This window comes from Nonomuraea sp. NPDC049129, assembly GCF_040648495.1.
Classification (GTDB): domain Bacteria; phylum Actinomycetota; class Actinomycetes; order Streptosporangiales; family Streptosporangiaceae; genus Nonomuraea.
Map to the genome: position 1 here is coordinate 593,422 of NZ_JBEZDU010000004.1, position 20,478 is coordinate 613,899.

Consider the following 20,478-nt stretch of genomic DNA (forward strand, 5'->3'; position numbering starts at 1 on the left):
GGGTATGAAGCACAACATCCGCTATGCCGCCGGATCAGACGTGGGCCGCCGCAGGGAGCAGAACGAGGATTCCGGCTACGCGAGTGGCCGATTGCTCGTGGTGGCCGACGGGATGGGCGGACACGCGGCCGGCGAGCTGGCGAGCTCGGCCGCGATCGCGGTCATGCGCGAGCTGGATGCCACGCTTCCCGAGACGGGCTCGGACCTGGAGGCGGCCCTGGAGGGCGCCGTGCATGAGGCGGCCCGCAGGCTGGTGGAGCTGGCCGACATCGACCCCGCGCGCAGGGGGATGGGGACCACCGTGACCGCCATGCTGTGGGACGGTTACCGGTTCGCCCTTGCTCATCTTGGTGACTCCCGCGGATACCTGCTGCGCGATGGTGCTCTCTACCAGATGACCAAGGATCACACACTTGTGCAGTCCATGGTGGACGAAGGACGGATAACAGAGGATCAAGCGGCCGTGCACCCGCGCCGGTCGATGGTGCTGCGCGTGCTGGGCAGCGAGGGCAGGGCGGAGCCTGACATGGCGCTGCGCGAGTCCGAGCCGGATGATCGCTACCTCCTCTGTTCGGACGGGCTGACGACCGTGCTCGGGCCCGAGGTCCTGCACGAGGTGCTGACCACGGTGACAGACCCGGCGGCGGCCGTCCAGCGGTTGATCGACCTGGCCAACGAGGGCGGCTCACCCGACAACGTGACCGTGATCGTCGCCGACGTGGTGGCGCCGGGCGCGGGCGACGAGCAGATCTTCCGGGTGGGCGCGGGGGCCTGAAAACGATCTCACCTTGGTACGGAGTCTCAGGAGTCACACCAGCCACATAGCCGAAATTTCGGCTCATAGGTTGACACTTTCCCATTGTTCGGCGCGCAAGCGGGATGTCGCTATTACAGTCCATCCTGATCTGCCGGTTTTTCTGGGAGGAGTGGGCTCTGGACCCGATCGCGGAAAATCTGCTGAAAGAGGTGCGTGGGGAAGTCGGCTACCGCGAGAAGGGCGGCCAGCTCACCAAGTTCGGGCAGTGGTACGCGGATCGCGTCAAGGACCCGCAATACCGGGACGCGCCGTGGTGTGACATGTTCATCGCCTGGGCGGCCGACAAGGCCGGGGTCGGTGACTACGTCGGCCAGTTCGCCTGGACCCCCTCGCACGCGTCCTGGTTCATGAAGCAGCGCGCCTGGTCCCAGCAGCCCGAGCCCGGAGCCCTGGTCTTCTTCGACTGGGGCGGCGGCAAGAGCTACAAGGGCATCGACCACGTCGGCATCGTCGAGCGGGTCGACGGCAAGAAGATCCACACGATCGAGGCCAACGTCGATCGCGTCTGGCTCAAGCGCAAGTTCCGTGACACGGACAAGGTCGTGGGTTACGGCTTACCCCGCATGGTGAAGGCCAACGCCACGCTGAACGAGATCCGGACCACCGAGCAGCCGCTGGCCCGCCAGCCGGAGCCGGTGTCGCAGGGATCGCCGATGGACGTTCTGGGGTCCCCGCTGGCCCTGCTCACCATGATGGTGCTCACCACGGTCGTGGTCTCCTTCCGTCTCGCGGGCCGCCGTCGCGGCAGCCACATCAAGGTGGAGACGCGTGCCGCCGCCGTCGGGAAGACGACCGTCGAGAACAAGGCCGTCGAGAAGAAGGCCGTCGAGAAGAAGACCGTCGAGAAGAAGACCGTCGGGAAGAAGGCCGTCGGGAAGAAGGCCGTCGAGAAGAAGACGAGGTCCGCCAGCTACGCGGAGGCGCCGCCCGAGCCGGTCCGGGTGGGTGGTCCGCCTGACCCGGACGCGACTTCCGCTCCGGCCAGAACTCTCGTGGCCGCCCACCGCTCCACCACCCGCCGCAATCCGTACGAGCGGCCCTGACCAGCACAGTTCGCTGACGACCTCCCGAAACCAGAACCCGGCGCCGTTCGCATGCCGGATCGCTACCCGCCTGAAACCTTGGGATTTAGTAGGACGTCCTAGTATCTTGTAAAGGGACCCCTCACAAAGGAGTGATCAGGCGTGCACGTTCCGGCGAACCCTGTCCGTTTCGTGACCGCCGCGGCGCTGTTCGACGGCCATGACGCGGCGATCAACATCATGAGGCGGATCCTCCAGTCGCAGGGGGCGGAGGTCATCCATCTCGGGCACAACCGATCGGTGGACGAGATCGTCACCGCCGCCGTCCAAGAGGACGTCCAGGGTGTGGCGATCAGCTCCTACCAGGGCGGCCACGTGGAGTTCTTCAGCTACCTGGTGGATCTGCTGCGCGAGCGCGGCGCCGGGCACGTGAAGGTCTACGGCGGTGGCGGCGGCGTCATCGTCCAGGACGAGATCGACCTGCTGCACTCCCGCGGCGTCACCCGCATCTTCTCGCCGGAGGACGGCCAGCGGTACGGCCTGCCCGGCATGATCAACAAGCTGATCGAGGAGTGCGACGTCGAGCTGGACGGCGTTCCCTCTGTCGAGGCCGTCGGCTCCGGCGACCAGGCGGCCCTGGCCAGGGCGATCACCCTGATCGAGTCGGGGCGCGCCCCGGCCGAGCTCCTGGACGGCCTGCGCGCCGCTCCTGGCTCAGGCGACAACCGCGCTCCCGTGCTCGGCATCACCGGTACGGGCGGTTCCGGGAAGTCCTCGCTCACCGACGAGCTCGTACACCGCCTGCGCGTTGACAACGACGACAAGCTGCGCGTCGCCATCATCGCGATCGACCCGACCCGCAGGCGCGGCGGGGGAGCACTGCTCGGCGACCGCATCCGGATGAACAGCCTCGGCCCCCAGACCTACTTCCGCTCGCTGGCCACGAGGGGCGCCGCCAACGAGGTCCCCGTCTGCCTCGACGACGTGATCGCCGCCTGCCGGGCCGCCGGATACGACCTGGTCATCGTGGAGACCCCGGGCATCGGACAGGGCGACGCCGGGATCGTGCCGCATGTGGACGTGCCCATCTATGTCATGACCCCGGAGTTCGGCGCGGCCTCCCAGCTGGAGAAGATCGACATGCTCGACTTCGCCGAGGCCGTCGTGATCAACAAGTACGAGCGGCGCGGCGCCGAGGACGCCCTGCGCGACGTCCGCCGCCAGATGGTGCGCAACCGCGCGGCCTTCGGGGTCGCGCCCGACGACATGCCGGTGTTCGGCACGATCGCCGCCCGCTACAACGACGCCGGTGTCACGGCGCTCTATCACCACCTGAAGGCGCAGCTGGCGGACAAGGGCCTGCGGGCCGGGCCAGGCCTGCTGGCACCGGTGCGCGGCCGTACATCCCAGGTGGCCGCCGCGATCGTCCCCCCGGCGCGCGTCCGCTACCTGGCCGAGATCGCCGAGACCGTCCGCGACTACCACGCGGAGACGCTCGCCCAGGCGGAGGTGGCCCGCCGCCGCCAGCAGCTCACGGCCGTCCAGGCCCTCCTGGGCAGTGGCGCCACCGGTACGGGCGCCGATGGTACGGGCCGGACCGACGACAGGCTGGCCGAGCTCGCGGCCGGGGCCGAGCGGGAGCTGAGCGACGAAAGCCGCGCGCTGCTCGACGACTGGCCCGCCACCAGGGAGCAGTACTCCGCCGACGAACTGGTCGTGAAGGTACGCGACCGGGAGATCCACACCCCCCTCTGGCGCGAGACCCTCTCGGGCAACCGCATCCCCCGCGTGGCCCTGCCCCGCTACACCGACCACGGCGAGCTGCTCAGGTTCCTGCGTAGCGAGAACCTGCCGGGCCGGTTCCCGTTCACCGCCGGGGTGTTCGCGTTCAAGCGGGACGACGAGGACCCCACCAGGATGTTCGCCGGAGAGGGCGACCCGTTCCGTACCAACAGGCGCTTCAAGCTGCTGTCCGAGGGCCAGCCCGCGACCAGGCTGTCCACCGCGTTCGACTCGGTGACCCTGTACGGCCACGACCCGGACCTGCGGCCCGACATCTACGGCAAGGTAGGCACGTCGGGCGTGTCCATCGCGACGCTGGAAGACATGAAGGTGCTCTACGACGGGTTCGACCTGACGAGCCCCAGCACCTCGGTGTCGATGACGATCAACGGCCCGGCCCCGACGATCCTCGCCTTCTTCCTCAACGCCGCGATCGACCAGACCCTCGACCGGTTCGAGGCCGAACACGGGCGCCGGCCGTCCGCGGAGGAGGAGCGCGAGCTGCGCGCGCGAACCCTCGCCACCGTCAGGGGGACCGTGCAGGCGGACATCCTCAAGGAGGACCAGGGCCAGAACACCTGCATCTTCTCCACGGAGTTCTCGCTGCGGATGATGGCCGACATTCAGCAGTGGTTCACCCTTAACAGCGTCCGCAACTTCTACTCGGTGTCGATCTCCGGCTACCACATCGCCGAGGCCGGGGCCAATCCGATCAGCCAGCTCGCCTTCACCCTGGCCAACGGCTTCACCTATGTGGAGGCGTACCTGGCGAGGGGGATGCGGATCGACGACTTCGCGCCGAACCTGTCGTTCTTCTTCTCCAACGGCATGGACCCCGAGTACAGCGTGCTCGGGCGGGTGGCCCGCCGCGTCTGGGCGGTCGCGATGCGGGAGAAGTATGGCGCGGCGGAGCGCTCGCAGAAGCTGAAGTACCACATCCAGACCTCGGGCCGGTCCCTGCACGCCCAGGAGATGGACTTCAACGACATCCGCACCACGCTGCAGGCGCTGATCGCCATCTACGACAACTGCAACAGCCTGCACACCAACGCCTTCGACGAGGCCGTGACCACGCCGTCGGCCGACTCGGTACGCCGGGCGATGGCGATCCAGCTCATCATCAACCGCGAGTGGGGCCTGGCCCGCAACGAGAACCCGCTCCAAGGCTCGTTCATCATCGACGAGCTCACCGACCTGGTGGAGGAGGCGGTGCTGCAGGAGTTCGAGCGGTTGTCGGACCGGGGTGGCGTGCTGGGCGCCATGGAGACCGGCTACCAGCGGGGCAGGATCCAGGACGAGTCGATGCTGTACGAGTCGCGCAAGCACGACGGCTCGCTGCCCATCATCGGCGTCAACACCTTCCGCAACCCGCGCGGCGACGAGCCCCACGAGAAGAAGGTGGAGCTCGCCAGGGGGACCGAGGAGGAGAAGCGGTCCCAGCTCGACCGCCTGCACGCCTTCCATGACCGCAACCGGGCCGAGGCCCCCGTGGCGCTGGCCCGGTTGCGGGACGTCGCCATGACCGATGGCAACGCCTTCGAGGTGTTGATGGAGGCGGCCCGCGTCTGTTCGCTCGGCCAGATCACGGACGCGCTGTTCGAGGCCGGGGGACAGTACCGCCGCAACGTCTGAGTCAGTGGGCGCCGATAGGATTGCGGGTCGGGGTACCACCTGCTGACCGAGGTGGGCACCACCTGCTAACTGGAGGCATTCATGGCAGACGTCACTTTCAAGGGCAACCCAATCACCGTGGGCGGCACGTTCCTCAAGCCCGGCGACCAGGCGCCCGCGTTCCAGCTGGTGGGCGGGGACCTCGCTGACACCACGCTGGCCGGGTTCGGCTCCGCGACCAAGGTGCTCAACATCTTCCCGAGCCTCGACACGGGCGTCTGTGCCGCCTCGGTGCGCCGGTTCAACGAGGTGGCCGCCGCGCACCCCGGCGTCGCGGTGCTGTGCGTCTCGGCCGACCTGCCGTTCGCGCAGAAGCGGTTCTGCGCCGCCGAGGGGCTGGACAACGTGACCATGCTGTCGCTCATGCGGGGCCGCGAGTTCCTGCGCGACTACGGCGTGGCGCAGGAGAGCGGGCCGCTGGCCGGGCTGGCCGCCCGCGCGGTGGTCGTGCTCGATGGCGACAACCGCGTCATCTACTCCGAGCTGGTTCCCGAGATCACCCAGGAGCCCGACTACGAGGGCGCGCTGGGCGCGCTCAAGTAGGCCCGACCAGGCCGTACGCCGGTCCACCCCGGCGCTCGGCCAGGCCGTAAGTCGGGTCGTCCCTGGCGCTCGGCCAAGCCGCGCACCGGTCCGCCCCCGGGTCTCAGTTCTTCCTGCCCACCCCGCAGAGGATGAGCGACGACTCGGGGCCGGCCGCGAGGTCGATCAGGTCGGCCTCGTCGGGGCGCCACTGCGGCAGCCAGGTCAGGCCCGGCTCGACCAGCTCGAACCCCGCCCACAGCTCCTCGATCCGCCGACGGGTACGCAGGGTCAGGGGAGCGCTGGCCCGGCGATAGACCTCGGTGCCCTTGCTGACGGCGGCGGCGCGGGCGTCGCTCGTGCCGTGGGACATGACGACATAGCTGCCGGGGGCCAGCGATTCGCGGATGGCGGCCATGATGCGCAGCGGGTCGTCGGCCTCGCCGATGAAGTGCATGATCGCGACGAGGAGGACGCCCACCGGCTGGTCGAAGTCCAACGCCCCCACCACGTCCGGATTTTTCAGCAGGTCGTGGGGATCGCGGAGATCGCCATCCACCACGGTGATCCCTTCGCTGCCCGCCAGCAGCGCCCTGGCATGGACCAGGACGACGGGGTCATGGTCGACATAGACCACCCTGGACTGCGGCGCGACCGCTCTGGCCACCTCATGGACGTTGCCCCGCGTTGGCAGACCCGTACCGATATCGAGGAACTGGGTGACGCCGGCGCCCGCGAGGAAGCGTACGGCACGACCGAGGAAGGCCCGGTTGGCGCGGGCGGCGGTACGGACCTCGGGAGCCACCCGCAGCAGCCGTTCAGCGGCTCGCCGGTCGGCCGGGAAATGATCCTTCCCGCCGAGGTAGTAGTCGTACAGCCGGGCGACGTTGGGCGTGTTCGGGTCGAAGCCCAGCGATTCTCGCTCCACCCAACGATCCCCCGATCGAGAGTTAACGATCTTTTCTCGGGATTCTACGGATTTGTGACCTGCCTTGGGGCGATATTCCCGCACGCTGGGCGTTAGTTGCCTTTAGTCCCTTTTGTCGTTCGGGTGGCGGTCTAAGGTGCGAGTGTGAGCCTTGATGACACCGGTGTACCCGTCCCCGTTCCTCCGAACGTCCGGCGGATCGTGTCGCTGGTGCCTTCACTCACCGAGTCCGTGGCCGCGACCCTCCCCGAAGCGCTGGTCGGCGCGACCGACTGGTGCTCGCACCCGGCCGACCTGGACGTGGTCAGGGTGCGGGGGACCAAGAACCCCGATCTCGACGTCATCCGGCGGCTCGCCCCCGACGTGGTGCTCGCCAACGCCGAGGAGAACCGGCAGCCGGACGTCGACGCGTTGCGGGCGGCGGGCCTCGCGGTGTGGGTCACCAGGATCGAGACGGTGGACGAGGCGTTCCGGTCGCTCGACCGGATGTTCCGGTACGCCTGCCGCACCGGGCGCCCCGGCTGGCTCGACCGGGCGGAGTCGGTGTGGGCCGAGCCGGTGGAGGTGCGCCGGACGGCGATCATCCCGATCTGGCGGCGGCCGTGGATGGTGGTGGGCCGCGACACGTTCACCGGCGATGTGCTCGCCCGGCTCGGGGTGGGCAACCTTTACGCCGGTCATGCCGAGCGCTATCCCAAGATCCCGCTGGCCGAGCTGGTGGCTCAGGGTGCCGACCTGGTGGTCCTGCCCGACGAGCCCTACGCGTTCAGCGCCGAGGACGGGCCGGAGTCGTTCCCGGGCCACCGGTGCGCGCTGGTGAGCGGACGCGATCTGACCTGGTACGGCCCCTCTCTCGTCCAGGCGCGCGACCGCCTCCTCCGGGACCTGGGCTGACCAGCGGGAGTCAGACGACGTTCGTCGTCGGTGGACTGGCGAAGGCGGCGTCCACGGCGGCGGGGGACAGCACGTGGTCGATGACGATCACCGCGGTCCCCACGATCCCCGCGCGGTCGCCCAGCGTGCTCGTCACGATCTCCAGGTTGCGGGTGGTGAACGGCAGGCTGCGGCGGTACACGCTCTCCCTGATGCCCGTCAGGTAGTGCTCCCTGGTCTCGGCCATGTCGCCGGCCAGCACCAGGACGGAGGGGTTGAGCAGGCTGACCGCCGTGGCGAGGACGATGCCGACCGTGCGGCCGGCCTCCTGGGTGAGGGCGATGGCCGTCGGGTCGCCGGCCTGGACCAGGCGTACGACCTCGCGGCTGGTCTGCCTGCCGAGGTCGGCGGCGAGGGCGTGGCCGCTGGCCAGCGAGGCGACGCAGCCCCGGGAGCCGCAGGTGCAGACGCGGTCGTCGCTCTCGCGCAGGCGGACGTGGCCGATGCTCCCGGCGGCGTCCTCGACGCCGCGGTAGATCCGGCCGTCCAGGACGATGCCGGTGCCGATGCCCGTGGAGACCTTGATGAGGATCAGCGACCGGCTCCGGCGCCAGGAGGACCACCACTCGCCGAAGGCCATCGCGTTGGCGTCGTTCTCGATCAGGATCGGCACGTCGAACGCCTCCCGCAGCGCCTGGCCGATCGGATGGTCGTCCCAGCCGGGCATGAGGAACGACCTGGTCACCCGGCCGGAGGCGTGGTCGACCGAGCCGGGCAGGTCCAGGCCGATGCCGCACACCTGGTCCGAGGCCCGTCCCGAGCGGTCGAGCAGGCGCTGGAACGCCTGGCGTACCCAGGACAGGACGGCCTCGGGGCCGCGGTCGATGCGCAGCTCGGTGTGCTCCTCGACCAGCGACCGGGCCGCGAGGTCGGTCAGCGCCACCCGTACGTGGCCGGCGCCCAGGTCGGCCACCAGCACCAGGCGCTTCGTCGCGTCGATGTCGAGCACTGAGGGCGGTCGCCCGCCCCCGGAGATGGCGAAGCCGGACTCGTGGATGTATCCGGCCTCGATCAGCCGGTCCACCCGTTCGGTGATCGTCGAGCGGGACAGCCCGGTGTAGGCGATGAGTTCTTTGCGGGTACGGCAGGTGCCATTGCGGATCAGCTGAAGGATCTGCCCTGCCGTCAGCATGGTCTATCCCTTCTCGGCCCCCGCCGTGAGTCCTTCGGTCAGGAGCCGCTCGCCGGCGAAGAACACGATCACGATCGGCAGCGTCAGAACCACCGATCCTGCCATGAGAACCGTCGTCGGGATCTCGATACTGCCCGCCAGCTGGGAGAGCCCCAGTGAGACCGTCCAGCTCTCCCGTTTCTCGACGAGGAAGAGCAGGGCGAACAGGAACTCGTTCCAGGCGATCATGAACGCGTAGAGACCGGTGGCCATGAGCGCGGGCTTGGACAGCGGGAGCACCACCCGCCAGATGGTCGACAGGCGCGTGCAGCCGTCGATCGCCGCCGCCTCCTCCACGCTCTGCGGCACGGTCTCGAAGTAATTGCGGAGCATGTATACCGTGACAGGCACCGTCTGCGCGCAATAAACCAGGATCAAACCCAGCAGAGACCCGCGAAGTCCGAGCATCGTGAAGAGCACGAACAGCGGGATTGCCAGCACGATCGCCGGAAACAGGTACACGGCCAGGAACACGAAATGCACCTGCCGCCGCCCGAAAAACCGCAGTCTGGCCACAGCGTACGCGCCCGGGATCGAGATCAACAGCGTGACCGCCACCGAGGAGACCGCCACGATGGCGCTGTTGCGCATGAAGGTCAGGAAGCCCTGCCTGGTCAGCACGTTGGCGTAGGTGTCGAAGGTGAAGCTGCGCGGCCAGATCGAGCCGGGGTCCAGGATCAGCTCCTGGATGTCGCGGAAGGACAGTGTCACCATGTAGAAGAACGGGAACGCGGTGATCACGAACAGAAAGAGGATCACCAGCGGCTTCAGCACCCGGAACAACCCGCGCTCAAATCTATCCCTGGTCACGCTCACCTCCCGAGAAGAACCTCAGATACAGGGTCAGGAACACGACCAGGACGACCGCCAGCACGATCGCCTGGGCGGCCGAGGCGCCGATGTCGTCGCGCGCGGTCAGGAAGTTGTAGACGCGCACGCTCACCACCTCCGTGCCGGCCCCGCCGCCGGTGAGCAGGTAGACGTCGTCGAACTTGGTGAAGGTGAACACGAACCGCAGCACCGACAGCAGCGCGATGATCCGCCAGAGCTGCGGCAGGATCACATGCCGGAAGCGCTGCGTCGGCGTGGCACCGTCGACCACGGCCGCCTCGTCCAGTTCGGCCGGCAGCGCCTGCAGCCGGGCCAGGATGAACAGGAAGGCGAACGGGAAATACCGCCACGCCTCGAACGCGATCACGGTGAGCAGCGCCACCGGCACCTGGATGCCGAGAAAGCTGCCCTTGGCCTGGGTGAGGAAGGCGATGGGGGTGCTCAGCCAGGAGTTCACGATGCCGAACTGGGGGTTCAGCATCGTCTCCCACAGGAAGGCCACCGCCACCACCGGCGCCACGTACGGCACCAGGATCGAGGCCCTGACCAACGTGCGACCCCGGAAGCGGTCGCGCAGCGCCAGGGCGGCCACCAGCCCGATCGCGATTGACAGCGCGGTGCCCGCCACCGTGTAGACGAGCGTGTTGACCAGGGACGTCCAGAATCCCGGCTCGGACATGACGTAGCCGAAGTTCTCCAGCGTGTAGTGCCCGAAGATGCCCACCCGGCGGATGTTGATCAGCCGCGCGTCCTGGAAGGCCAGCATGATCGCCCAGAGCAGCGGCAGCACCACCACGACGAGCGTGATGATCAGCGTCGGGGAGATCAGCGCCAGTCCCGCCCTGCCCTCCTGCTCCCGTAGTGTCCCGCCACGCCGTCCCGTCACTGCCGGATCCCGCGCTTGATGGTCTCCACGTCGGTCTTGGCCCGCACTGCCGCGGCCTGCGGGGTGAGCGAGCCGTCCACGACCGCGCTCAGCGCCTTGGGCACGGGCAGCTCGCCCATCGTGGCTCCGACCAGCTTGCCCTGCCCCTGGGGGATGCCCCAGCGAGCGAAGGTGTCAGGGCTCTCGCGCAGCGCGTCGAGCACCTCGGCCGGGTAGACGTCCGCGAGCGGCTTCTTGGCGTCGACCCCGGCGGGCAGCTTGTTCCACTTGTCCGCGAACCTCTTCCGGATCGGGAACTTGCCCTCAGGCGCCATCCCGATCCACCGCTCGTAGCCCTCGTTCATCATGTACGTGACGAACTGCGCGGCGGCATCCTTGGCGGCGTCCCGGGTGACGGCCCAGGAGACGATCTCCCCGTACTGGGCGGGCGTGCCGTCGGGGCCCTTCAGCGCCGTGACCACGCCGGTGTTCTTGGCCAGCCACTCGGGGTCCGTCCTGCACTCGGCGCAGCTGGGCTTCGCGTCGTTACGCAGCCCGGCCAGCTCGTCCAGGATGAACGACGACCAGATGGTCATCGCCGCCTTGCCGGCGAAGTAGGTGGCCCTGGTGGAGTCGACGTCCTGCTTGCCCTTGACCGAGTAGTCCCTCGCCAGCTTCGCGTAGTACGCGAACGCATTCACGCACTGCGGGGAGGAAAGGGTGACATTTCCGGAATTGTCGACCAGCTGACAGCCGTTGGCCAGCGCCACATGCTCGAAGCTCTGCGCCGTGAACGAGTCCTTCGGCGCGATGGCCAGCGTGATGCCGGCGACCCCACCCGTGTTGAGCTTCGCGGCCGCCGCCTCCAGCGCCTCGTAGGTGTCGGGCCGCTCCAGCCCGGCCTTCTGGAACAGGTCCTTGCGGTAGAGGATCAGCTGCGCCCACGCGTCACTCGGTACGGCCAGTAGCTTCCCGCCCGCGCTGTCGAGCTCCAGGGCCCGCGCCGAGAAGTCGCTCCTGCCCAGCTTGTCGACGACCTGGCCCGGCGTCTCCGTGTCGAGCAGGTCGTTGGCCTCCAGCTCCCTGATGGAGGCCAGGGGGAGGGCCCCGATCACGTCGGGCAGGTCCCCCGCGGCCGCGGCAGACGTGATCACCTGGCTGAACTGGTCCTCGGCCACGCCGACCAGCTTGACCTTGATGCCGGTCTTCTGGGTGAAGTCGGCGATGATCTGGTTCTGCACGGTCATGCGATCGTCGAGGTTCTCCTCGGTCCAGACCGTGATCTCGTTGGTGGCCTTCTTGCTGTCATCGCCACACGCGGCGGTCGAGGCCGCGGCCAGCAGCGCGATGGAGAGGACGGCGACTACCTTCTTCGGCATGGCGCGCTCCTACGTCCGGGGATATGCCGCACTTACCCCCATGTGAGAAGACGCAACTACGTAGGCGATTCCGAGATCCGTCCGTACTCCGTCCGTGTTCCGTCCCGGGCTTTCTGGCGCGTCGATCACGGAAAGCGATCTCCGGGCGGGTTATGTCGGTAAGATCGCTTACCGGAAGACCGTCGGAGAGAAACCCCTAATTCGCTAGTTGCCAGCGGTGGCCGTCATTTGACTTAAGGGTGCCGGGAGAGCAACTATGGTATAGAAACGCCTACTAAACCTTTAAGTTGCGATTGATCATAAAGCGTAAGTGTGGGGAATGCGCGTCATCACCTTTGAAGAGCCAGGCCGTGTCCGCGTCAGCCTGGAGTCGCCCGCCGAGCTTGAACCGGGTTGCGTGCGGGTTCGCACGATCTACTCGGGCGTCTCCGCCGGCACCGAACTGACCGCCTATCGCGGCACAAATCCCTATCTCACCAGAAAGTGGGACACAGAGCAGCGGCTGTTCCTCGACGGCCAGACGCACGCCTACCCGCTGACCGGCTGGGGCTACCAGGAGGTCGGTGAGGTGGTGGAGGCGGCTCCCGATGTCACCGATCCGCCGGTCGGCCACCTGGTCTGGGGCGTCTGGGGTCACCGGGCCGAGGCCGTGGTGCCCGCCGAGAAGCTGGTCGGCCACGTGCTGCCGCCGGGCGCCGATCCGCTGAGCGGTGTCTTCGCCCGCGTGGGCGCCATCGCGCTCAACGCCGTGCACGCCGCCGACGTGCACCTGGGCGACCAGGTCGCGATCTTCGGGCAGGGCGTCATCGGCCTGCTGGCCACCCGCCTCGCCGTGCTTAGCGGCGCCCGGGTGGTGGCCGCCGACGCGATCCCCGCCCGCCTCGAACTCGCCAGGCGTTACGGCGCGACCGAGACGTTCGACATCGCGTCCGGCTCCGTTGCCGAGTTCGTCCGCAAGCGGATCGAGGGCGCCGACACCGCCATCGAGCTGAGCGGCAGCCACCTGGGCCTGCAAGAGGCGATCAGGACCGTCCGCAAGGGCGGCCGGGTCGTGGCTGGCGGCTTCTACCAGGGCGAAGGCATCGGGCTGCGGCTGGGCGAGGAGTTCCACCACAACCAGGTGCAGCTCGTCTCCTCCCAGATCGGCGGCGTCGCCTCCTGGCTGGCCCACCGCTGGGACGTCGAACGCCTGCAGCGCACGTTCATGGACCTCATATACAAGGGCGAGGTCGACGTGACCGGCCTGATCAGCCATGTCGTACCCGTCGGCAGCGCTGCCGAGGCCTTCGACCTGCTCGACAAGCACCCGTCCGAGGTGCTCCAGCTCGTCTTCGCTTTCGGGGAGGAGCCACCGCAAGAGGAGCCTTGGCGAGAAGAGGCACCGCAAGAGGAGGAGTCACAGTGAAGCTCGCGGCACAGGAGCAGCTGCTGCCCGGCCGTTCCCTGCAGGAGAAGTTCGCGTTCGCGACCGAGGCCGGGTTCGACGCGATCGAGCTGCGCGGGAAGGGGGACTTCCACTTCGCCAACCGCCTGACCGAGCTCAAGCGGGCGCTGGCCGACGGCGTGGTCATGCCGACGGTGTGCGTGGACATGCCGCACTTCATCGGCGACTTCGACCCCGCCAAGCGCACGGACGCGATCCAGCAACTCAGATCGCAGCTCACGGTCATCGCCGAGCTCGGCGGCGTCGGGGTGATGACGCCCGCCTCCTGGGGCCAGTTCTCGCGCCGGCTGCCGCCGTTCGAGCCGCCGCGCAGCGCGGCGGAGGACCGCGAGGTGCTCACCGAGGCGCTGGGGGTGCTCGGCGAGCACGCGCAGCGCAACGGCGTGCTGATCATGCTGGAGCCGCTCAACCGCTACGAGAACCACATGGTCAACACCCTCGCCGACGCCGTGTCGTACTGCTCGATGGACTCCATCAAGGTCGTCGGCGACACCTATCACATGAACATCGAGGAGGACGATCCCTGCCGTTCGCTGATCGAGGCGGCCCCCTACCTCGCGCACATGCAGATCAGCGAGTCCAACCGGAACGAGCCCGGGACCGGCCATCTCGACTGGGGCGCGCAGCTGGCCACGCTCGACGCCCTCGGCTATGACGGCTACCTCGCGCTTGAATGCCGCCTGCGCGGCGAGCCCGAGATCGTTCTGCCGCAGACGGCCGCCTTCATCAGGAAGTTCCTGTGATCCTCCGCGACGCCGTGCGCGTGCTGGTGGCCAACTGGGACGGCAGCTACACGGTTCCCTCCCGGCGTCTCTATCCCCACCAGTGGAGCTGGGACTCCGCCTTCGTCGCGATCGGCAACGCCCGCTGGTCCCCGCGCCGGGCCAGGTCGGAGCTGCTGGCCCTGTTCGGCTCGCAGTGGCGCGACGGCAGGGTGCCGCACATCGCGTTCAACCCCAGGGTGCCCGAGGGCGCCTACTTCCCCGGCCCCGAGTTCTGGCAGTCACGGGCCCCGTCCGGGTCGTCGACCTCCGGCATCGTGCAGCCGCCCGTGCACGCCCTGGCCGTCTGGCGGGTGCACCAGGCCGAGCCGGACCCGACCTTCCTGCGCCGCCTCTATCCCCGGCTGGTGGCGCAGCAGCAATACCTGCGCAACGCGCGGCGCTCTCCCGAGGGGCTGATCTCGATCGTGCACCCGTGGGAGTCGGGCATGGACAACAGCCCGGCCTGGGACGTCCCGCTGGCCGCCGTCGACGCGGGATCCGTCGCGTTCACGCGCCGGGATCTGGACACCGTCAGCGCCGACGAGCGGCCCACCGACCTGGACTACGAGCGCTACATCGCGCTCGCCCGCGCCTACCGCGACACCGGCTACCGCCGGGCCGGCGCGTTCTGTGTCGAGGACCCGCTGTTCAACGCCGCGTACGGCGTGGCGGAGCTGACCCTGGCGGAGATCGCGAAGGTGTGCGGCGGCGACCCGGAGCCGCACCTGCGCGAGGCCGCCGCGGTCACCGCGGCCATGGTCGAGCACCTCTACGACGACGGCCTGTTCCATGCCCGCGACGTGCTCACCGGCTGCCCGATCCGCTCCAACAGCGCCGCCGGGCTGGTCCCGCTCATGCTGCCCGACCTGCCGCGCGACATCGTCAACGCGCTGATCGGCACGGCGCTCGACCGGTTCGGGCTGAAGGACGGCGTGCTGCCCAGCTTCGCGCCCGCCGCGCCGGAGTTCGACCCGGCGCGTTACTGGCGCGGGCCGAGCTGGATCAATCTGACCTGGCTGGTCTGGCAGGGCCTGCGGGAGCGCCGCCCGGACCTGGCCGACCCGCTGGCCGACGGCATGATCAGGGCGGTCACCGAGTCCGGCTTCCGCGAGTACTTCGACCCGTTCACCCTGCAGGGCCACGGCTGCCGCGACTTCAGCTGGTCAGCCGCGCTCATCCTCGACGTGGTCGCGGAGCACGGCCTGGACGGTATGCCTCCTGCGGGCGGCGAGATCGGCCAGGAGCTGGGGGGCGTCGGCGAAGCCGACGACATCGGTGATCAGGTGCTCGCGTAGCAGCTCGCCCCGCCGCCTGAGCAGCGCGATCGTCTCGTACGACAGCCGCTCCCGGTCCCAGACGTGGGCCAGCCCGCGCGGCACCCGGCCGATCTGGGCGCAGCGCAGCGACAGGCCGTTGTGGTGGAACTCCTCGCCCAGCCGCACCTCGTCGGCGCCGTCGGTGTAGAAGGCCAGGTCGATCACCGTGCCCTGCGGCCTGAGCAGCTTCAGCGCCAGAGCGAGGGCGCGGGGCCTGCCGCGGCACTGGAAGACCACGTCGGCGCCGCGGTCGCTGGGCGCGTGCCGCCAGCGCCGCTTCAGCTCGATGGCCGGGTCCTCGTCGAAGGCCAAAGTCCCGGCGCCGAGCGCCTCGGCGATGTCCAGCCTGGCCTGGGTCTCGTCCACGACCACCACCTCCGCCGCGCCGTACGAGAGGGCGAAGGAGGCGGTCAGCAGGCCGACCACGCCCGCGCCGACGACGGCCACGCGCCGCCCGCGTACCCCGTCACCCAGGTCCGCGACGCCGGGACCGTGCAGGTCGGTGGCCGCGTGCAGCAGCCCGTTCGCGCAGATCGGCCCCATGTGGGCGACGAAGACGCCGAGCATCGGGTCGAGGTCGCCGGGCAGCTCCACGAACCGGTCGTTCATCGGGTCGGCCACGTAGCCGGTGCGGTGCCCGTAGGCCATCGCGACCAGCGCGCCCTCGCGGACGGCCCGGGTGCGCGTCTCGACCACCCGGCCCACCTGCATGTACCCGATGCCGCGCACCGGATAGCCGATCGACGGGGTGCCCTCGGCGAACAGCCCGAGCGCCGGATCCCAGGTCGCGGCCAGGTAAGGGTTGCTGCCCTTGACGTAGGTGAGCTCGGTGCCCGCCGAGATCCCGCTGTACGTGGTGACCACCCGGAACCCGCCCTCGGGCACCGCGCCGAGCTTCTCCCCGACCAGCCTGACCTCGCCGGGCGCCTCTATGCTCAGCACCTCACCCATCGAGCGTCGTCACCGGCTTCCGTGACGCCGCGGACCGCGCCAGGGCCAGCGCGAGCCGGTGCGTCTTCAGCGCCTCCCGGTAGGGCACGCGCACGTCGGCCTCCTTGCCCTGTACGGCGTCGATGAAGGTCCGGTCCACCCGTACCTTCGCGGCCCCGCCGTCCTGGACGGTGGTCTCGCCGTCCACCAGCAGCCGGTCCTCGCTCAGGTCGAGCGAGACGCCCTCGGCGTGCACCTCCAGCCCCGCGCGGTGCTTGCGCGCGAGCAGGCTGGTCGCGGCGAGCAGCCCCGCCGCGCCGCCCGCGAACCGCAGCACCGCCGCCGTGGCCCGGTCGACCTCGCCGTCCGTCTCGTTGTCCGCCGGTACGGCATGCACCATCGTCACCTCGCCCACCAGGACTCTGGCCAGATCGAGGATGTGGATGGCCTGTTCGACCAGCTGGCCGCCCGACATCTCAGGTTTCAGCCACCAACCGACCGGCGGTACCTTGTCCAGCCAGTGGCCCAGCGCCAGCCGTACTGGACGGTCGCCCAGGACTTCGCGTGCCTGGTCAACGATGTCCAGGTAACGCCAATGGTGTCCGACGGCCGAAGGCAGGCCCCGGCGATCAATTTCATCGGCGATCTTTTCCGCTGTCGACAGGTCAAGTGAAAGCGGCTTTTCTACAAAAATCGGCAGATTGCATGCTAGAACATCCTTTTCCGGGTTACCGTGCGCAAAAGGAGGAACACAGACATAGACCGCGTCCAATCCGCCGGCATCCAGAAGGTCGGCATGGCTGCCGTAGGCAGGGGAGCCATGCCGTGCGGCCAGAGCCCCGGCCCTGCGGGGATCTGTGTCGGCGATTCCCGCGATCACCACGTCGGAGAAACCTGACAGGACATCCGCGTGGCGAGCGGCGACATTTCCGGCACCGATGATGCCGACCCGAGTGATGGGGAACACAGACCGGCTTATCCCACATTTACGGAGAATGAAACAAACATGTTCGAGGATGCATCGTCGGGGCAGATGTCGCAAACCTGACCAGATGAGATCGGGGCTAACCGTATGGAGACAGATCTGCGCGCCTTGGCCAGGGTCCAGGACTGGTACGGACCCCACTCGAGCGTCGCAGCCGAGTGGCCGGTAGAGGCGCTGCTCCGGGCCAGGGCAGGACCGTTAAGGGAGGGAACGCGGTAAGCGTCATCCTGCCCGCTCGCGACGAGGAGCGGACGGTCGGCGAGATCGTCACTGTACTCCGTCGCGACCTCGTCGAGCGGGCGCCGCTCGTGGACGAGATCATCGTGGTCGATTCGAACTCCACCGACGCGACCGCCGCCCGAGCGGCCGCGGCGGGGGCCCGCGTGGTGGCGCAGGGCGCCGTTCTCTCGCATCTGCCGCCGCTGAGCGGCAAGGGAGAGGCGCTGTGGAAGGGGCTGGCGGCCTCCAGCGGGGATCTGATCGTGTTCGTGGACGCCGACCTGCGTAATTTCCGCTCGCACTTCGTCACCGGGCTGCTCGGGCCGCTGCTCGCCGACAACGCCATCCAGTTCGTCAAGGCCGCCTACGAGCGGCCCTTCACCGGCGCGGACGGGATGGTGTGGCGCGGCGGGGGCGGGCGGGTGACCGAGCTGGTGGCCAGGCCGCTGATCAACATGTTCTGGCCGGAGCTGGCCGGCTTCGTCCAGCCGCTCGGCGGGGAGTACGCCGCCCGCCGAGCGGTGCTGGAACGGGTCCCGTTCGTCACCGAGTACGGGGTGGAGTTCGGGCTGCTGGTGGACCTGCTGGAGCTGGTCGGGCTGGACGCGATGGCCCAGGTGGACCTGGGTGTCCGGGCACACGGGCACCAGGCCATGCCCGCGCTCGGCCGGATGGCCGGCCAGATCATGCTCACCGCGTGGTCGCGGCTGGAGCGCCAGGGCCGCGTGCTGTCCGCCACGCCCCCCGACCGCAGACTGCTGCAGTTCGGGCTCGACGGGCAGGTCGACCTGGTGGACATGTCCGTGGCCGAGCGCCCGCCGCTGGCCTCCCTCGCCGTCGAGGACGTGGCATGAACGTCCTGGTGAACGCCGGACCGTGGCTGCGGGTGCCGCCACCGGGCTACGGCGGAATCGAGAACGTGGTGGCCACGCTGGTCCCCGCCCTGCGTGAGCGCGGGGTGCGGGTGGTCCTGGCCTCCGTGGGATCGAGCACCCTCGAGGTGGACGAGCTGATCAACGTCTTCGACGACGGCCAGTTCGCCGAGCTGCAGAAGCCGTACAACCAGGTGATGGGCCTCGCGCACGCGCACCAGGCCCGCGTGGCGCGCGAAATCGGCAGTCGCGACGACCTCGACCTCGTCCACGACCACCTGGAGGTGGTCGGTCCGGCCGTGCTGTCCGCGCTCGGCGGCCCGCCGGTCCTGCACACCCTGCACTGGGACCTGCGCAAGCACGCCGCCTTCTACGGGGCCTTCCCACCGTCGATCGCGGTCAACGGTGTCTCGAACTCCCAGCTCGCCCGCGCGCCCGACGCACTGCGCGCCGCCTCGCTCGGCGCCATCCACCTGGCCACCCCGCTCGCCGACCGCGACGTGCGTACCGAACGCGGCGAGCACCTCGTCGCGATGGGCCGCGTCTGCGGCCTCAAGGGCACGCACGTGGCCGCCAGACTGTGCCAGAAGCTCGGCCTCCCGCTGGTCCTCGCGGGCCCGGTGAGCGGCCTGAACACCCCCGCCGAGCTGGACGCCGTCGTCCAGGACCCGGACCATCCGCTGAACGGCCACCCCGACGTCCGCTACCACGTGCACGCGGTCACCCCCTACCTCGACGGCGACCTGGTCAGATGGGTCGGCTCCGTGGGGGGCGAGGCCCGCGACCACCTCTACGCCTCGGCCCGCGCCGCCCTGTTCCCCATTCAGTGGGACGAGCCCGGTGGCACCGCCGTCGTCGAGGCCCTCGCCCTGGGCGTGCCGCCCGTGGGGCTGCGCCGCGGCTGCCTGCCCGAGATCATCGACCACGGCCGGACCGGGTTCCTCGCCGACACCGAGGAGGAGCTGGCCGAGTGGGTGCTGCGGGTGGCGGAGATCGACCCCGAGGAGTGCCGCCGGGAGGCTCGCCGCCGCTTCTCACCGTCCGTCATGGCCGAGCGCTACCTGGAGCTGTACACGGAAGTCACGAGAAGCCGCGCGGGAGCACGGTGACGGGACACGACGACGCCCGCAGCACCTTCATCGCCAGCTCCCCGAGGAACACCCGGTGCGGCTGCGCGTCCTCGCTGGCCGCGCAGACCAGCAGCTCGCCCGGCAGCCACTCGATCGCCTCCAGCGCCGCCGTCACGTCGTGCCCCTCGGCGATCTCCGTCTCGGCCTCGATCCCGCTCGACTCCCAGGCCAGTCGTACGGCCAGCGCGAGGTCGTCCCCGAGCCGGCCCGGATCGTCCGTACGCAGGTCGAGCGTGATCAGCCGGAGCGGCACGCCGAGCCGGAGCGCGGCCTGCGCGATCCGCTCGACGGCCTCGTCACACTGCGGGCGGTGGACGTAGGCGAGCGTGAGCCGCGAGGGCTCGGCCGGCGGCCGGTAGCCGGCGGGCGTCAGCATCACCGCCTCGGACGACAGGTGGAGCAGGCTGTCGGACGTCGACCCGATCGAGATGCGCCCGGCCTGTCCGCCGCCCGCCGAGCCGACCACGATCAGATCGGCCTTGATCCGGCTGGCCAGCACCGACAGCCCGCGACCCGCGCCCCTGCTCTCGAACGCGATGTACTCGGCCGGCACATCGCCGAGCTCCTCCGCCGCGTCCGCGAGGCCGGCCTGTGCCTCGACCGCCAACCCCGGGCTGCCCGGCGGGTAGATGGCGGCCACGGTGAGCTCGCCGCCGGTGACCCGCGTGATCGCGGCACCCAGGGCGAGCGCGTCGCGTCCCCCTGACTCGCCGGTATAGCCGACGACCACGTGCTCTCCGATCACGACTGCCTCCCTACCCGCTCTGAGCTGGGACTACGCGAGCCTGCCGGACCTCTCCGGGGGATCGGCCGGCGTTCAGCACCTTTGGACGTTCGGGGGAGGCGGCGAGCGGTGATCGTTCCGTAGGGTTTATGGTCATTGCCCGTTCACGGATT

General features: G+C 69.4%; 17 protein-coding genes. 9 read left to right on the plus strand and 8 right to left on the minus strand.

What is annotated here, in order from left to right; genetic code table 11:
• The first annotated feature begins 4 nt into the window (after positions 1 to 4).
• The 4 genes from AB0B64_RS15530 (at position 5) to tpx (ending at position 5,835) form a co-directional block, all read left to right on the plus strand.
• Positions 5 to 775 carry a protein phosphatase 2C domain-containing protein gene (locus tag AB0B64_RS15530; RefSeq protein WP_225290266.1) on the plus strand — a complete coding sequence of 257 codons (771 nt, stop codon included), beginning with the start codon at positions 5 to 7 and terminating at the stop codon, positions 773 to 775.
• Positions 776 to 966: 191 nt separating this feature from the next.
• Positions 967 to 1,860, plus strand: a complete 894-nt coding sequence (locus tag AB0B64_RS15535) for a CHAP domain-containing protein (RefSeq protein ID WP_358177911.1) — start codon at positions 967 to 969, stop codon at positions 1,858 to 1,860.
• 141 nt (positions 1,861 to 2,001) lie between these two features.
• On the plus strand, positions 2,002 to 5,253 hold the full coding sequence (icmF, locus tag AB0B64_RS15540) for a fused isobutyryl-CoA mutase/GTPase IcmF (RefSeq protein ID WP_358177914.1): 3,252 nt from the start codon (positions 2,002 to 2,004) through the stop codon (positions 5,251 to 5,253).
• 81 nt (positions 5,254 to 5,334) lie between these two features.
• On the plus strand, positions 5,335 to 5,835 hold the full coding sequence (tpx, locus tag AB0B64_RS15545) for a thiol peroxidase (RefSeq protein WP_357942460.1): 501 nt from the start codon (positions 5,335 to 5,337) through the stop codon (positions 5,833 to 5,835).
• Positions 5,836 to 5,938: 103 nt separating this feature from the next.
• Here tpx and AB0B64_RS15550 read toward each other — a convergent pair whose 3' ends face one another.
• Positions 5,939 to 6,742 carry an SAM-dependent methyltransferase gene (locus tag AB0B64_RS15550; protein WP_357942462.1) on the minus strand — a complete coding sequence of 268 codons (804 nt, stop codon included), beginning with the start codon at positions 6,740 to 6,742 and terminating at the stop codon, positions 5,939 to 5,941.
• A gap of 144 nt (positions 6,743 to 6,886) precedes the next feature.
• Between AB0B64_RS15550 and AB0B64_RS15555 the strand changes: the two genes are divergently transcribed.
• On the plus strand, positions 6,887 to 7,636 hold the full coding sequence (locus tag AB0B64_RS15555) for a helical backbone metal receptor (RefSeq protein WP_357942464.1): 750 nt from the start codon (positions 6,887 to 6,889) through the stop codon (positions 7,634 to 7,636).
• A gap of 10 nt (positions 7,637 to 7,646) precedes the next feature.
• Here the strand turns inward: AB0B64_RS15555 and AB0B64_RS15560 are convergent, their stop codons facing one another.
• The 4 genes from AB0B64_RS15560 to AB0B64_RS15575 are packed head-to-tail and all read right to left on the minus strand — an operon-like array spanning position 7,647 to position 11,921.
• Positions 7,647 to 8,807, minus strand: coding sequence for an ROK family transcriptional regulator (locus tag AB0B64_RS15560; protein ID WP_358177917.1), 1,161 nt, complete (start codon positions 8,805 to 8,807; stop codon positions 7,647 to 7,649).
• Positions 8,808 to 8,810: 3 nt separating this feature from the next.
• Positions 8,811 to 9,656, minus strand: coding sequence for a carbohydrate ABC transporter permease (locus AB0B64_RS15565; protein WP_357942468.1), 846 nt, complete (start codon positions 9,654 to 9,656; stop codon positions 8,811 to 8,813).
• A complete protein-coding gene (locus AB0B64_RS15570; protein WP_357942471.1) occupies positions 9,643 to 10,563 on the minus strand; it encodes a sugar ABC transporter permease in 921 nt (306 codons plus the stop codon). Before AB0B64_RS15570 ends, AB0B64_RS15565 begins: the two co-directional genes overlap by 14 nt.
• Positions 10,560 to 11,921 (minus strand): extracellular solute-binding protein, encoded by a 1,362-nt coding sequence (locus AB0B64_RS15575; RefSeq protein WP_357942473.1) that lies wholly within the window; start codon positions 11,919 to 11,921, stop codon positions 10,560 to 10,562. Before AB0B64_RS15575 ends, AB0B64_RS15570 begins: the two co-directional genes overlap by 4 nt.
• A 397-nt stretch (positions 11,922 to 12,318) precedes the next feature.
• Between AB0B64_RS15575 and AB0B64_RS15580 the strand changes: the two genes are divergently transcribed.
• Together AB0B64_RS15580 and AB0B64_RS15585 are read left to right on the plus strand one after the other, a co-directional pair.
• On the plus strand, positions 12,319 to 13,326 hold the full coding sequence (locus tag AB0B64_RS15580) for a zinc-binding alcohol dehydrogenase (protein ID WP_358177920.1): 1,008 nt from the start codon (positions 12,319 to 12,321) through the stop codon (positions 13,324 to 13,326).
• Positions 13,323 to 14,108, plus strand: a complete 786-nt coding sequence (locus AB0B64_RS15585; RefSeq protein WP_358177923.1) for a sugar phosphate isomerase/epimerase family protein — start codon at positions 13,323 to 13,325, stop codon at positions 14,106 to 14,108. Before AB0B64_RS15580 ends, AB0B64_RS15585 begins: the two co-directional genes overlap by 4 nt.
• Positions 14,109 to 15,292: 1,184 nt before the next feature.
• On the opposite strand, the gene AB0B64_RS15590 is transcribed toward AB0B64_RS15585, so the two are convergent.
• Complete coding sequence (locus AB0B64_RS15590) at positions 15,293 to 16,396, minus strand: zinc-binding alcohol dehydrogenase (protein WP_357942479.1); 1,104 nt, start codon at positions 16,394 to 16,396, stop codon at positions 15,293 to 15,295.
• A complete protein-coding gene (locus AB0B64_RS15595) occupies positions 16,389 to 17,342 on the minus strand; it encodes a Gfo/Idh/MocA family oxidoreductase (RefSeq protein WP_357942481.1) in 954 nt (317 codons plus the stop codon). Before AB0B64_RS15595 ends, AB0B64_RS15590 begins: the two co-directional genes overlap by 8 nt.
• Before the next feature lie 176 nt (positions 17,343 to 17,518).
• Here AB0B64_RS15595 and AB0B64_RS15600 point away from each other — a divergent pair, with 176 nt between their 5' ends.
• Positions 17,519 to 18,433 carry a glucosyl-3-phosphoglycerate synthase gene (locus AB0B64_RS15600; protein WP_358177926.1) on the plus strand — a complete coding sequence of 305 codons (915 nt, stop codon included), beginning with the start codon at positions 17,519 to 17,521 and terminating at the stop codon, positions 18,431 to 18,433.
• The gene (locus AB0B64_RS15605) at positions 18,430 to 19,560 is read left to right on the plus strand and encodes a glycosyltransferase (protein ID WP_357942485.1); all 1,131 of its coding nucleotides are present in this window, start codon (positions 18,430 to 18,432) and stop codon (positions 19,558 to 19,560) included. Before AB0B64_RS15600 ends, AB0B64_RS15605 begins: the two co-directional genes overlap by 4 nt.
• Here the strand turns inward: AB0B64_RS15605 and AB0B64_RS15610 are convergent.
• Complete coding sequence (locus tag AB0B64_RS15610; protein ID WP_357942487.1) at positions 19,532 to 20,326, minus strand: universal stress protein; 795 nt, start codon at positions 20,324 to 20,326, stop codon at positions 19,532 to 19,534. The two genes, AB0B64_RS15605 and AB0B64_RS15610, sit on opposite strands and share 29 nt — an antisense overlap.
• Between the last annotated feature and the right edge of the window lie 152 nt (positions 20,327 to 20,478).

Coding starts and splice junctions, on each gene's coding strand:
- AB0B64_RS15530 (WP_225290266.1), top strand. CDS start 5: ATGAAGCACAACATCCGCTATGCCGCCGGATCAGACGTGGGCCGCCGC.
- tpx (WP_357942460.1), top strand. CDS start 5,335: ATGGCAGACGTCACTTTCAAGGGCAACCCAATCACCGTGGGCGGCACG.
- AB0B64_RS15560 (WP_358177917.1), bottom strand. CDS start 8,807: ATGCTGACGGCAGGGCAGATCCTTCAGCTGATCCGCAATGGCACCTGC.
- AB0B64_RS15575 (WP_357942473.1), bottom strand. CDS start 11,921: ATGCCGAAGAAGGTAGTCGCCGTCCTCTCCATCGCGCTGCTGGCCGCG.
- AB0B64_RS15590 (WP_357942479.1), bottom strand. CDS start 16,396: ATGGGTGAGGTGCTGAGCATAGAGGCGCCCGGCGAGGTCAGGCTGGTC.
- AB0B64_RS15605 (WP_357942485.1), top strand. CDS start 18,430: ATGAACGTCCTGGTGAACGCCGGACCGTGGCTGCGGGTGCCGCCACCG.